We start from the raw sequence: 12,532 nt of genomic DNA, 5'->3' as shown, positions 1-12,532 counted from the left end.
GCCGCATCGCCGCCATCCCCATCCGGCTCCACTGGAGCTGGGTGGGGATCTTCGTCGTGATGGTCGCCTCGCTGCGGCCCGTCTACGCCGAGTACGCCTGCGGCGGCCCCGGCGTCTGCGGCGGCGACCTGGCCCTGGCCGCGCTGATGGCCGCCCTGATCGGGGCCTCGGTGCTGCTCCACGAGCTCGGCCACGCCCTGATGGCCATCCGGCTCACGGTGCCGGTGCAGAGCATCACCCTCTTCGCCTTCGGCGGGGTGGCCGAGGTGGACGCCGAGGCGCCCGGGCCGGGGGCCGAGTTCGCGATCGCGGTGGCCGGCCCCGCCGTGAGCATGCTGATCGCCCTGGCCGGCGGCATGCTCTGGTGGGTCGGCGACCGCGCTGAGGCCGAGGTCGTCGGCGCCCTGGCCGCCCACCTGGCGATGGCTAACGCGATCTTGGCCGTCTTCAACCTGCTGCCCGGCTACCCGATGGACGGCGGGCGCGTGCTGCGGGCCACCCTCTGGTACCTCGCCGATGATATGCTGCCGGCCACCCGCGTGGCCGCCCAGGTCGGCCAGATCTGCGGGGCGCTGATCGGCGTCGGCGGCGCGGCCCTCGGCCTGCTCGCCCGCGCGCCCATGCTCGCCCTCTGGGCCGGCGTCATCGGCTACTTCCTCCACCGCACCGCCAGCGGCAGCTTCCGCCAGGTGCTCCTCCAGACGGCGCTGCGCCACGTGCGGGTCGCCGACCTGATGCAGCGCCGCTTCCACACCGTCGCCCCCGGCCTCACCCTCGACCTGTTCGTGGCCCGCTATGTGCTCGGCCATTCGGAGACGGGCTTCGCCGTGGCCGATGAGCAGCAGGGTGGGGACGCCGCGCCCACCCTGCTCGGCATGATCACGCTGCGCAACCTGCGCCGCCACACCCCGGCCGAGTGGGCGACCGGCCTCGTCGGCGACGCGATGACGCCCCTCGACCAGCTGCGCAGCGTCGGCCCGCAGGCCACGGCGATCGACGCGCTCTACATCCTCAACGCCGGCCCCGATGAGGTCATCCCCGTCACCGACGGCCCGCACCTCGTCGGCCTGCTCCACCGCCGCGATGTGGCCGTGTACGTGCAGGTGCAGATGGCGCGTCATAAGTAGGGGCGCAGCAGGGGAGACGCCGCGCGCGGCGCCTCCCCTGCTGCGCCCCTACGGGCATATATATGCGCCTGATCGATCTCTACCAAACCCTGCGCGCCCGCTTCGGCCCCCTCCACGGCCCCGAGGCGCGCAACCCCTGGTGGCCGCTCCTCGGCGACGACCCGCCCTTCGAGATCATCGTCGGCGCCGTCCTCGTCCAGCAGACGCGCTGGGAGACGGTGGAGTCCGCCGTGCGCCGCCTGCTGGGCGCCGGGCTGCTCGGCCCGCCCGCCCTGGCCGCCGCCGACCCGGCCGAGCTGGCCGCGCTCATCCGCCCGGCCGCCTTCCACACCCAGAAGGCCCCCGGCCTGATCGCGATCGCCCGCCACATCTGCGCGCGCCACGCCGGCGACACGGCGGCCATGCTGGCCCAGCCCGCCGCCGAGCTGCGCGCCGAGCTGCTCGCCCTGCCCCGCGTCGGCCCCGAGACCTGCGATGTGATCATGCTCTACGCCGGCGGCCACCCGGTGTTCGTGGTCGATGAGTATACGAGGCGGCTGTTTGAGCGAGTGGGGCCGAATAGGGGACAGGGGACAGGGGACAGGGGACAGGCCGGGCCGTGGCGTCGCCCCTACGATCAGCTGCGGCTCGCCATCGAAGCTGACATTCAACATTCAACATTCAACATTCAACATTCAGCCTTGTACGCCGACTTCCACGCCCAGATCAACGAGGCCTGCGTGCGCTACTGCCTCAGCCGGCCCCGCTGCGACGGCCCGCCCGCCCGCCGGGTCTACAGCGCCCAGGAGGGTCGCGAGAGCTACCTCGCCAGCGACGATGGCTGCCCGCTGCGCGGGGGGTGCGCCTGGTACCAGGCGCACCCCCCGCGCAGCGGGCATTGAAGAGTTGTTTTATGCTGACCGATGCGCACCGTAGGTGCGCATCGGTCAGCATAAAACAACATCTGAGGAGGGAATGTGGAGCAATCGACGGATCAGACATGGGGCGACGCCCTGGAGGTCCTGGGCGCCTTCCTGCGCCTGGGCCTGACCTCGTTCGGCGGGCCGGTGGCCCACCTCGGCTACTTCCGCGAGGAGCTCGTGCGCCGGCGGAGCTGGGTCGATGAGCAGACCTACGCCGATATGGTGGCGCTCTGCCAGTTCCTGCCCGGCCCGGCCAGCAGCCAGGTCGGCATCACCCTGGGCACGGCCCGCGCCGGGATGCTGGGCGGCCTGGCGGCCTGGGTCGGCTTCACGCTGCCCTCGGCCCTGGCCATGGCCGCCTTCGCCCTCGGCATGGGCGCCCTCGGCGGCGCGGGGGCCGGCTGGCTGCACGGGCTGAAGGTGGTGGCGGTGGCGGTGGTGGCCCAGGCGATCTGGGGCATGGCCTCCCGGCTCTGCCCCGACCGGGCGCGGGCCAGCCTGGCGATCGCGGCGGCGGCCCTGCTGCTGGCCTGGCCCAGCGCCCTGTCCCAGGTCGTCGCCATCCTAGCCGGCGCGATCTTCGGCTGGCGCTTCCTCGCAGGCCCGGCCCCCGCCGGTGGCGGCCACGCCCTGCGCCTCGGCGTGCCCCGGGGCGTGGCCGTGGCCTGCTGGGCGCTGCTCGCCGGCCTGCTCGTGGGCCTGCCCCTGCTCCAGACCGTGGCCGACAGCCCCGCGCTCGCCCTCTTCGCCGGCTTCTTCCGCGCCGGCGCGCTGGTCTTCGGCGGCGGCCACGTGGTGCTCCCGCTGCTCCAGGAGGTCGTCGTGCCGCCGGGCTGGGTCACGCCCGAGCAGTTCATCGCCGGCTACGGCGCGGCCCAGGCCGTGCCCGGCCCGCTCTTCACCTTCTCGGCCTACCTGGGCGCCGCCAGCGCCGCGCCGCCCGGCGGCTGGGCCGGGGCCGCCCTGGCCCTCGTCGCCGTCTTCCTGCCCTCGTTCCTGCTCGTCTGGGGCGCCCTGCCCTTCTGGGACGCCCTGCGCGCCCGCGCCGACGCCCAGGCCGCCCTGCGCGGGGTCAACGCCGCCGTGGTCGGCATCCTGATCGCCGCCCTCTACACGCCGGTCTTCACCAGCGCCGTCGCCGGCCCGCTCGACCTGGCCCTGGCCCTGGCCGCCTTCGCCCTGCTCCAGCTCTGGAAGGCCCCGCCCTGGGCCGTGGTGGCCCTCTGCGCCATCGGCGGGGCTGCCATCGGCGGGTAGGGACGCAGCAAAGCTGCGTCTCTACCCGCCGACCGCCCGGTCCAGGCCGGTGAAGAACGCCCGGAGCTGGCCGTAGCAGGCCTCGGGCTGCTCGGCCATGGGCACGTGGCCGCACTCATCGATCAGCGTGAGGCGCGCGCTGGGCAGGGCCTCGGCCAGGGACGCCGTGCTCGCCGGGGGGAAGATCCGGTCCTGCCGCCCGCCGAGCACCAGCGCCGGCATCGCCGCCAGGGGGATCGCCTGTCGCACCTGGGGGTCGCCCTGGCTGGACGCGCCCTCCATGGCGGCCAGCGCGTCCATCGCCGCCAGGTCGGCGATGCCCACGGCCAGGGAGGCCTGGTCGGGCATGCGGTGCAGCAGGGGCGCGGCCAGCATCTCTGGCAGGGGCGGCGTCGTCCAGATCATCTGACGCCAGGGCCGCGAGAGGGCCAGCCAGGGCCGCGAGAGGGTGAGCCATGGTGCCCAGATCGCCGTCATCATACTCAGCTGCGTGCCCAGCTCGCGGTAGTGCGCCTCCTCCTCGGGCGAGCGGGCCAGCCCGAAGCTCACCAGGGCCAGCTGCTCGACGCGGCTCGGCTGGGCCGCCGCGACCATCAGGCTCACCGCCCCGCCCAGCGAGTGGCCGGCCAGCTTGACCGCCCCCAGCCCCAGCTCGTCGATGAAGGCCAGCACGGCCTCGCGCAGCCCGGGCAGCCCGCGCAGCCCGCTCGCCGGCGGCGACTCGCCGAAGCCCGGCATGTCGAGCACATAGATGCTGTGGCTATCGGCCAGGGTCGCGAAGGCGCCCATCCAGTGGCGCGACGAGCCGCCCCAGCCGTGGATCAGCAGCAGCGGCGGGCCGTCCCCGCCCCTCCGGTAGGCCAGCCGTCCGGTGGGCAGCTCAATGTATTGGATCGCAGGAATAGCCATACACCCCCTCCCCTCACCCCTCAGCCCCCAGCACCGTCCGCAGCGTGTGGGCCGCGCCGGGCGCGAGAGTCACCGTGTCGTCGGCGGCGTTGGCCGCCTCCACGCAGACCATGCCCGCGTACTCGTCGCCCGCCATGTCCGCGATCTGCCGGGCCTTCTCCGGCCCGGGGTTCCAGATCACCGTGGTGCGGCTGCCCGCCTTCGCCACCGTCACCCGCCGCCCGAGGGCCGGGTCGCGCACCGCGCAGGCGGCCGTCGTCCCATGGTACACCCGGTCGACCTCGCCGCTGATCGTCACCGGGCCGGCCTGGGCGTGCTCGCCGCCGCCCACCTTGTCGTGGTAGCGCGCGCCGTCCAGCCCGTCGATCATGATCTGGGCCACATCGCCCACCGCCAGGTAGCTGTGCAGCGCCCCTCCGTAGGTGAGGGGCGCGTCGCCGGTGTTGCGGGTCGTCAGCGCGATGTCGAGCTGCTCGCCGGCGCGCACCGTCAGCTCCAGGTCGAAGGCGTGCGGCCAGAGCGCGCGGGTCGCCTCGTCGTCGCGCAGCCCCAGCCGCGCCCAGGTCAGGTCGCCCTCGGCGCCGATCGCGCGCAGCTCCCAGAGCATCGTCCGCGCAAAGCCGTGCTGCGGCTTGGCCGGGTCGCTCGGGTGCGGGCCGAACCAGGGCCAGCAGACCGGCACGCCGCCGCGCACGGCCTTGCCCGGCGCGTAGACCGCCGCGCGGCTCACCCACAGCGCGGGGCACCCGCCCGCGCGGGCGTAGCGCAGCACCTGGCCGCCCTGGAGGGCGACCTCGGCGGAGGCGGCCGGCGAGCTGAGCAGCAGGTGGGGCAGTCCCCCCGGCCCGTCCACGACCTGCGCCCGGTCGGGGATCTCGTGCCGCCTCATTGGTCGGCCCCTGCCACAAAGGCCTCCACCTCAGCGCGGGTCGGCGGGTCGGCGCCCACGCGGGTGCAGGTGATCGCGGCCACCGCCGCGCCGAAGCGCAGGGCGGCGCGCAGCTCGTCGGCGGGCAGGGCCTCTAGGGCCGCCCGGCCCAGCACGCCGCGCTCGGCCAGGGCCGCCAGGAACCCCGCGCTGAACGAGTCGCCCGCGCCCACGGTGTCGGCCACCTGCACGCGGAAGCCGGCCGCCTCGACCCGCTCGACCCCGGCGGGGCCGCGGCGCAGGGCCATCACCCCGGCGCCGCCGCGGGTCACCATGATCAGCGCCGGGCCGGCGGCGAGCAGCCCCTCCGCGTAGGCGATCGGCTCGGCCCCGGGGGCCAGCCAGTCGATATCGACGGCGCTGAGCTTGAGCAGGTCGCACATGGCCACGCCGCGCTCCAGGGTGGCCCGGTAGCCCGCCGCGTCCGCGATCACCGCCGGGCGCACGTTCGGGTCGAAGGAGATCAGCGCCCTGCCGCGCAGGCCGGCCACGGCGGCCAGGGCGGCGGCGGGCGTGCTGCCGCGCAGCAGGCTGATCCCGCCGAAGTGCAGCAGGGATGTCTCGGCGTAGAAGGCCTCCGGCAGATCCTCGGGGGCGAGCAGGGTGTCGGCCGCGCCCTCGCCGTAGAAGGTGAAGGCCGGCTCGCCGCCCTCGTTCGCCACGAAGGCCAGGGTCGTCGGCGCGCCGTGGGCCGTGGCCAGGAAGCGGTCGTCGATCCCCTCGGCCCGCACCGCCGCCCGCAGCCGCCGGCCGAAGAAGTCGTCGCCGACCTTGCTCACAAAGGCGGTCGGCTGGCCGAGCCGGGCCATGCCCACGGCCACGTTATACGGCCCGCCGCCCGGGTGCATGCTGAACCCCGTCACCTCGCCGCCCGCCTCTACCGGCAGGAAGTCGAACAGGATCTCGCCCAGGCTGCAGAGTCTTCGCTCCATCGCGCCCCTCCATCCCCATGTCTGATCACCGTGTGGCTATTATAACGCCTATAGCCGAGCGTAGAGCGTAGAGCGCAGAGCGTAGAGCGCAGAGCGCAGAGCGTAGAGCGCAGAGCGTAGAGCGGTCTTCCGTTGGAAGGGGGCGGCCTTTCGATGAAAGGAGGCGGCCTTTCGATGAAAGGGGGCGGCCTTTCGATGAAAGGAGGCGGCCTTTCGATGAAAGGAGGCGGCCTTTCGATGGAAGGAGGCGGCCTTTCGATGGAAGGAGGCGGCCTTTCGATGGAAGGAGGCGGCCTTTCGATGAAAGGAGGCGGCCTTTCGATGAAAGGAGGCGGCCTTTCGATGAAAGGAGGCGGCCTTTCGATGGAAGGAGGCGGTCTTCCGTTGGCGCGCGCGCCGACCTCAACGGCCTGATCGCGAGGCTCGACTACATCAGCGACGGCGACCCGCGCACCACCGGCGACCTGGGGGCGAGCTGCATCTGGCTCATGCCGATCATGAAGGCCGCCAGCTACCACGGCTACGACGTCACCGACTACTACACCGTCGAGCCGGCCTACGGCACCAACGACGACTTCAGGCGGCTGGTGGCCGAGGCCGACAAGCGCGGGATCAAGGTCATCCTCGACCTGGTGCTCAACCACACATCCTCGCAGCACCCCTGGTTCCAGGCCGCCCTGCACGACCCGGCCTCGCCCTACCGCGACTACTACCTCTGGGCCGAGCAGAAGCCGCCCTACAAGGGGCCGTTTGGCGGCGAGGCATGGCACAAGTCGCCCGTCGCCGACGAGTACTACTACGGCATGTTCTGGAGCGAGATGCCCGACCTGAACTACCGCAACCCGGCGGTGACGGCCGAGGCCGAGAAGATCAGCGCCTTCTGGCTGAGCGAGATGGGCGCGGCCGGATTCCGCATGGACGCGGTCAAGCACATGATCGAGCACGGGGCCGCCCAGGCCGACACCGTCGAGACCCACAACTGGCTGCGCGGCTACCGCCAGTTCTTGCAGCAGGCCGCCCCGGGCAGCTTCACCATCGGCGAGATCTTCGACGGCAACCCATCCTCCCTGGCCGCCTACTACCCCGACCAGATGGACATGTACTTCGAGTTCGACGTGGCCAAGCAGACCGTCGGCGCGGCCAACCTGGGCCTCGCCAGCCTCTACATGAAGGCCGTCACCGAGGCCTACACCAAGCTGCCCTTCCAGCGCTGGGCGCCCTTCCTGACCAACCACGACCAGAGCCGGGCCATGTCGGTGCTGGGCGACAGCGTGCCCAAGGCGAAGCTGGCCGCCCTCGGCCTGCTGACCCTGCCCGGACTGCCCTTCGTCTACTACGGCGAGGAGATCGGCATGCTTGGCGTCAAGCCCGACGAGCGCATCCGCACGCCGATGCAGTGGGCCGGCGATGGCGCAGGCTTCGGGTTCACCACGGGCGCGCCCTGGGAGGCGCCCCAGTCCGACGCGGCGACCAAGAACGTGGCCGCCCAGACCGACGACCCCGGCTCGCTGCTCAACGCCTACCGCGCCCTGATCAACCTGCACACCGGCACGCCGGCCCTGGCCACCGGCGACTTCACGCCCCTGGATGTGCAGGGCGGTGTGGCCGCCTTCATCCGCCAGCAGGGCGACAGCCGGGCCCTCGTGCTGATCAACTTCGACAGCGCCCCGGTCGCCGGCGTCACCCTCGGCGCGGCGGCCAGCGGCCTGCCCGCCGGGACATACGCGCTCACGCCGATCTACGGCGCGCCCGAGGGCGAGGCGGCCGCGCTCACCGTCGGCGAGGGCGGGGCCTTCACGGGCTACGCCCCGCTCGCCGAGATCCCCCCGCAGACGGGGTACATCTTTTTGATCACCCCGCCGTAGCTCCTTCCGTTGGAAGGGCGGGCTCATGCGACGGAAGGGCGGCTCCTTCCGTTGGAAGGGCGGGCTCATGCGACGGAAGGGCGGGCTCATGCGACGGAAGGGCGACTCCTTCCGTTGGAAGGGCGGGCTCATGCGACGGAAGGGCGACCACAAGGGTCGCCCCTACGCTATAATACGCCAATGATCCGAACTGTCACAGCGACCCGCTACGTCAAGCCGCTCCGCGAGGGCGGCTCCCTGCCCGCGATCATCGAGGCCGATGACGACGGGATGTACGTGCTCAAGTTCCGCGGCGCGGCCCAGGGGCCGAAGGCCCTGATCGCCGAGCTGCTCGCCGGCAGGATCGGCCGCGCCCTCGGCCTGCCCGTCCCCGAGCTGGTCTTCGTCGAGTTCGACGGCGCCCTCGGCCGCAACGAGCCCCACGCCGAGATCCAGGAGCTGGTGGCGCGCAGCGAGGGCCTCAACGTGGCCCTCGACTACCTGCCCGGCTCCTTCAACTTCGACCCGCTGAATGTCCCGGGCGTCGAGCCCGACCTGGCGGCGCGCATCGTCTGGTTCGACGCCTACATCACCAACGTCGACCGCACGCCGCGCAACCCGAACATGCTGCTCTGGCACCGCAAGCTCTGGCTGATCGACCACGGCGCGGCACTCTACATGCACCACACCTGGGCCGACTGGCGGGCCAGAGCGCGCGGGCGCTTCCAGCCGATCAAGGACCACATCCTGCTCAAGGTCGCCGGCGACCTACAGGCGGCCGACGCGGCCCTGGCGCCCCTCGTCACCCCCGCGCTGATCGCCGGGCTGGTGGCCGACATCCCCGAGGCCTGGCTGGAGGGCGAGCCGGCCTTCGCCAGCGTGGGCGAGCACCGCGCCGCCTACGAGGAGTACCTGCGCGCGCGGGTCGAGTCGCCGCGCCTGTTTGTGGAGGAGGCGGCCGATGCCCGCGCGCAGCGCCTATGAGTACGCCCTGATCCGCGCCGTGCCGCGGGTCGAGCGGGGCGAGTTCATCAACGTGGGGGTAGTGCTCTTCTGCCGCGAGCGCCGCTACCTGGCCGCGCGCCTGGAGGTCGACGAGCCGCGCCTGCGCGCCCTCGGCCCCGGGCTCGACCTTGAGCTGCTGCGCGAGCAGCTCGGCCACATCCCGATCATCTGCGCCGGGGGCAGGGCGGCCGGCCCGATCGGCGACCTGCCCGCCCACGAGCGATTCCGCTGGCTCACCGCCCCGCGCAGCGCCATCGTGCAGCCCTCGGCCGTCCACGTCGGCATGTGCGACGACCCAGGGGCCGCCCTCGACCGCCTCTTCGCCCGGGACGTGGCGGCGGGCGCGTAGGGGCGGCTCGCGAGCCGCCCCTACCATGAACGGCGAGGGTGTGGGAGAGCTTCGCTCTCCCACAAAAAAGACTGATGGTGCTGCGGCACGGCTACGCCGCGCCGCAGCACCATCAGTCTTTTTGTGGGGGTGTGGGCGGCGCAGCCGCCCTACATCCGATCGAAGTAGGCCAGGAAGCTCTCCCGCACATCATCAAACATCGGCGTCTCGCGGGCCTTGAGCTTGATCCCGAGGGCCGCGCAGATCGGCGCCAGCAGGTCGCGCAGCTCAACATCGGTGCTGGCGATCTCACGCGGCAGCACCTGGCCCTGCTCGATCAGGTCGAGGCACTGCTCCTGATACGCCTCGCGCCAGCCCTCCGGGTCGCCGACGCCCGGTGCCAGCACCATCCCCGTCGCCGCATCGACAAACAGGGTGGAGACCGGGTAGTAGGGGCGGTCGTCGGCGCGGTCCTGCACCGGCTGCGGCATCGAGAAGCGCCCGCTCTCCCATGCGCCGGTGCGGCGCAGCTTCGCCTGGCGCAGCCGCTGGAGCCGCAGCTCGTCCACCGGCGGGGCGGCCGCGGGCAGCGGCGGCGTCAGGTCGGGCTGGTGCCAGATCTCGCGCCAGCCCTCGCCGGCGCGCTCGCGCAGCAGCAGCGCCCCGTCGACGGGCGGGTCGAGGATCTCCGGGTCGTCCGCGAAGCGCGCCGCCACCTCACATGCCTGCTCGATCGCCAGGGTCAGAAAGCGCGCCTCGGGGGCGCTGAGCGCCCAGGGGAAGTAGCCGGGCGTATAGTTGCGGAAGGAGGGCCACGCGTTCCGCCCACGATACTTCAGGCCGAGCGCCTTGATCTGGGCGCGCTCATCCTTCGTCAGCATCTCGCGGTCCTCGAACGAGACCTGGAGGCAGAGCTGGGAGAATAGCGCCTCAATCGGGTTCTCCTCGAACGCGCCCGACTGGATCTGGAGGTAGCCGCGCAGCCCCTCGTCGCCGAGGTAGACGGCCAGGGCGAAGTGCTCGCCCAGGTTGCCCATGATGCAGCAGTAGCCGATCTGCTGCGTCTCAGGGTCGCGCACCCCGAAGATATCGTCGTCGAGCATCCACTCCCACGGTTCGAGGGCCTTGAGCTGGACGGCGGCCGCGTAGAGCGCGCGCCACTCCTGCTCGGTCGGGGCCGCCGGGGATGTCGAAATCATACTGGCCTCCTCGCAATACGCCGGGGAGCCTCTGTGAGACTCCCCGGCGTGATGTGGCTGTAGGGGCGCAGCGCGCTGCGCCCCCACGCGCCCCTACAGCTCCTGCTTCATCCGCTCGACCATCTGGCGCACGGCGAAGCGGGCGCGCCCGAGGCTGGTGTCGGGGCGGACGCCGAGCACCGCGTAGTAGCCGGGGGTGATCATCCCGGCCAGGTACATCACATCCTCTGTCTCGATCATTAGGTCAAGCACATACCCGGAGCCGATGCGGGCCGACGCGGCCGACGCGGCCGACGCGAGCGTGCTCAGCTCCAGCTCGGCCAGCTCGATGTCGAGGTGCTCCCCACCGCCCGCGAAGGCCATCTCTATGCCCAGGCCGTCGGTGCTGACGACTCCGGCGAAGAGGGCGCCCGAGATCTTGTCGATTGCCTCATTGATGATATCGGTCAGGCTCATCGGGGTTCCTTGGTCTACAGCTCGCGCCGGCCTTCCAGTGCGGAGCCAAGCGTATCTGGGTCGGCCCACTCCAGGTCGCCGCCGGTGGGCAGGCCGCGCGCCGGGCGCGTCACCCGCACCCCGAGGGGCGCCAGGTCTCGCAGGAGCAGAAACGCGGTCGCCTCGCCCTCGGTGTTCGGGTTCATCGCCAGGATGATCTCGTCCACCGGCTCGCCGCGCACCCGCGCCAGCAGCTCCTCGATCTTCAGATCCTCGCGGTAGATCCCCTCCAGGGGCGCGATGTGGCCGTGCAGCACGTGGTAGAGCCCGCGGTAGGCCCCGGTGCGCTCGATGGCAAGCACGTCCAGCGGCTCCTCGACCACGCAGATCTTGCTCTGGTCGCGGCTGGCGCTCTGGCAGAGCGGGCAGAGCTCGGCGACGGTGATATTGAAGCAGCGCGCGCAGAACGTCACCTGCTCCTTCATCTCCTGGATGGCCTGGGCGAGCGCGCGCGTCTGCCCCTCCTCCGCCCGCAGGAGGAAGAAGGTCAGGCGCGAGGCCGTCTTCGGGCCGATGCCGGGGAGCTTGCCGAGCTCCTCGATCAGCCGCGCCACTGGCTCGACGATCAGGCTGTTGTCGCTGCGCGATGTCATATGAATGTTGAATGTTGAATGTTGAATGTTGAATGTTGAGATTGCAGTGCTGCATTCAACATTCAACATTCAGCATTCAACATTAAAAGAGCCCCGGGATGCCCTTCATCCCGCCGGTGAGCGGCCCCATGCGCTGCTCGGCCATCTCCTGGGCCTTCTTCGATGCGTCGTTGAAGGCGACCAGCAGCAGGTCCTGCAGCATCTCCACGTCGTCCGGGTCGATCACCTCGGGGGAGATCGTGATCGCCTGCAGCTCGCGGTGGCCGTTCATCTTCACGGTGATCGCGCCGCCGCCGGCGCTCCCCTCCACCATGGCCGTGCCGAGCTCCTCCTGGATCTTCTGCATCTGGCGCTGCATCTGCTGGGCCATCTGCTGTAGCTGACGTGGGTTCATCGGTCGCTCCTTAACTCTCTTGCGCTTGCGCTCGGGTAGCTTACCACAAAGCCATAGGCTTCGACAAGATCAGGTCTCTGACTCAATATCAACGATGTGGGCATCGAAAATATTCATCGCCGCGCGCACCAGCTCATCCTTGCGCGCCTCGCGGATCTGCCCGCGCAGGTCGCGGCTCTCGGTCTTCGTCTCGATCGTGCAGCGGATGGCGAAGACCCCGCCGAGCTGCTTGTTGATCACGTCCTCGACGATCTTGGTGTTCTGCGGCTTCTCCAGGTTGTCCTTGTGGAAGGTCGATGCTGCCAGCAGCACGATCGTGTTGCCCTCCACGTCGATCGGGCGAACGTCTTTGAGGAGCGCCTGGAGCATCGGGTTGCGCGGGCGCACGTCGCGCTTGATGTCCTCCCACAGCGCCTCGACCCGCTCCAGCACGGTGAAGTCGGCGTTGGCGGCGATAAACGCCTCCGGGTCGGCGGCGGGCGCTGCCGGGGCCAGGTCTTCTGCGGGCGCCTCAGCCGCTGGAGCCTCAGGCGCCAGCTCGGCGGGCGGCGGTGGCGAGGCGGCGGGCGGCGCCACGGGGTCGGCGCGCGGCGTCACCGGCGGCGGGGCGGCGGCCCGC

General features: G+C 71.6%; 13 protein-coding genes and 1 pseudogene. 6 read left to right on the top strand and 8 right to left on the bottom strand.

Translation table 11 applies throughout. The features are described from left to right. The 3 genes from K2Z83_RS17065 to chrA form a co-directional block, all read left to right on the top strand. Positions 1 to 1,127 (top strand): site-2 protease family protein (locus tag K2Z83_RS17065; protein ID WP_220596394.1); only part of this gene is annotated, 1,127 nt, incomplete at its 5' end. 62 nt (positions 1,128 to 1,189) lie between these two features. Next, entirely contained in the window at positions 1,190 to 2,008 is an 819-nt protein-coding gene (locus K2Z83_RS17060) for an endonuclease III domain-containing protein (RefSeq protein WP_220596393.1), read from the top strand. Positions 2,009 to 2,083: 75 nt separating this feature from the next. Beyond that, positions 2,084 to 3,286 (top strand): chromate efflux transporter, encoded by a 1,203-nt coding sequence (gene chrA, locus K2Z83_RS17055; protein WP_370650195.1) that lies wholly within the window; start codon positions 2,084 to 2,086, stop codon positions 3,284 to 3,286. 21 nt (positions 3,287 to 3,307) lie between these two features. Here chrA and K2Z83_RS17050 read toward each other — a convergent pair whose 3' ends face one another. Genes K2Z83_RS17050 through K2Z83_RS17040 form a run of 3 tightly spaced genes read right to left on the bottom strand, consistent with a single transcriptional unit; the run spans position 3,308 to position 6,055 of the window. Continuing rightward, entirely contained in the window at positions 3,308 to 4,195 is an 888-nt protein-coding gene (locus K2Z83_RS17050; RefSeq protein WP_220596392.1) for an alpha/beta fold hydrolase, read from the bottom strand. Between the two features lie 13 nt (positions 4,196 to 4,208). Continuing rightward, positions 4,209 to 5,084 carry a D-hexose-6-phosphate mutarotase gene (locus K2Z83_RS17045; RefSeq protein WP_220596391.1) on the bottom strand — a complete coding sequence of 292 codons (876 nt, stop codon included), beginning with the start codon at positions 5,082 to 5,084 and terminating at the stop codon, positions 4,209 to 4,211. Continuing rightward, positions 5,081 to 6,055: a carbohydrate kinase gene (locus K2Z83_RS17040; protein ID WP_220596390.1), complete on the bottom strand. Its 975-nt coding sequence runs from the start codon at positions 6,053 to 6,055 to the stop codon at positions 5,081 to 5,083. The genes K2Z83_RS17045 and K2Z83_RS17040 overlap by 4 nt, the downstream gene beginning before the upstream one ends. Before the next feature lie 410 nt (positions 6,056 to 6,465). Here K2Z83_RS17040 and K2Z83_RS17035 point away from each other — a divergent pair, with 410 nt between their 5' ends. The 3 genes from K2Z83_RS17035 to K2Z83_RS17025 all read left to right on the top strand — a co-directional run bounded on the left by K2Z83_RS17035 (position 6,466) and on the right by K2Z83_RS17025 (position 9,253). Further along, positions 6,466 to 7,920: an alpha-amylase family glycosyl hydrolase gene (locus K2Z83_RS17035; RefSeq protein ID WP_220596454.1), complete on the top strand. Its 1,455-nt coding sequence runs from the start codon at positions 6,466 to 6,468 to the stop codon at positions 7,918 to 7,920. A gap of 180 nt (positions 7,921 to 8,100) precedes the next feature. Beyond that, complete coding sequence (locus K2Z83_RS17030) at positions 8,101 to 8,883, top strand: HipA family kinase (RefSeq protein WP_220596389.1); 783 nt, start codon at positions 8,101 to 8,103, stop codon at positions 8,881 to 8,883. Further along, positions 8,861 to 9,253, top strand: a complete 393-nt coding sequence (locus K2Z83_RS17025) for a DUF3037 domain-containing protein (RefSeq protein ID WP_220596388.1) — start codon at positions 8,861 to 8,863, stop codon at positions 9,251 to 9,253. Before K2Z83_RS17030 ends, K2Z83_RS17025 begins: the two co-directional genes overlap by 23 nt. 149 nt (positions 9,254 to 9,402) lie before the next feature. Here the strand turns inward: K2Z83_RS17025 and K2Z83_RS17020 are convergent, their stop codons facing one another. The 5 genes and pseudogenes from K2Z83_RS17020 to K2Z83_RS17000 form a co-directional block, all read right to left on the bottom strand. After that, positions 9,403 to 10,431: a hypothetical protein gene (locus K2Z83_RS17020; protein ID WP_220596387.1), complete on the bottom strand. Its 1,029-nt coding sequence runs from the start codon at positions 10,429 to 10,431 to the stop codon at positions 9,403 to 9,405. A gap of 93 nt (positions 10,432 to 10,524) precedes the next feature. Next, positions 10,525 to 10,887 (bottom strand): hypothetical protein, encoded by a 363-nt coding sequence (locus tag K2Z83_RS17015; protein WP_220596386.1) that lies wholly within the window; start codon positions 10,885 to 10,887, stop codon positions 10,525 to 10,527. A 14-nt stretch (positions 10,888 to 10,901) separates the two neighbouring features. Next, positions 10,902 to 11,519 carry a recombination mediator RecR gene (gene recR, locus K2Z83_RS17010; protein ID WP_220596453.1) on the bottom strand — a complete coding sequence of 206 codons (618 nt, stop codon included), beginning with the start codon at positions 11,517 to 11,519 and terminating at the stop codon, positions 10,902 to 10,904. 82 nt (positions 11,520 to 11,601) lie between these two features. Beyond that, on the bottom strand, positions 11,602 to 11,913 hold the full coding sequence (locus K2Z83_RS17005; protein WP_220596385.1) for a YbaB/EbfC family nucleoid-associated protein: 312 nt from the start codon (positions 11,911 to 11,913) through the stop codon (positions 11,602 to 11,604). Positions 11,914 to 11,982: 69 nt separating this feature from the next. After that, positions 11,983 to 12,532, bottom strand: a pseudogene (locus tag K2Z83_RS17000) (DNA polymerase III subunit gamma/tau); the annotation flags it as partial.

This window comes from Oscillochloris sp. ZM17-4 (assembly GCF_019599295.1).
In the GTDB taxonomy this organism is placed as follows: Bacteria; Chloroflexota; Chloroflexia; order Chloroflexales; family Chloroflexaceae; genus Oscillochloris.
Note: the sequence above shows the minus strand (reverse complement) of the source record. Positions and strands in the feature narration are given on the sequence as shown.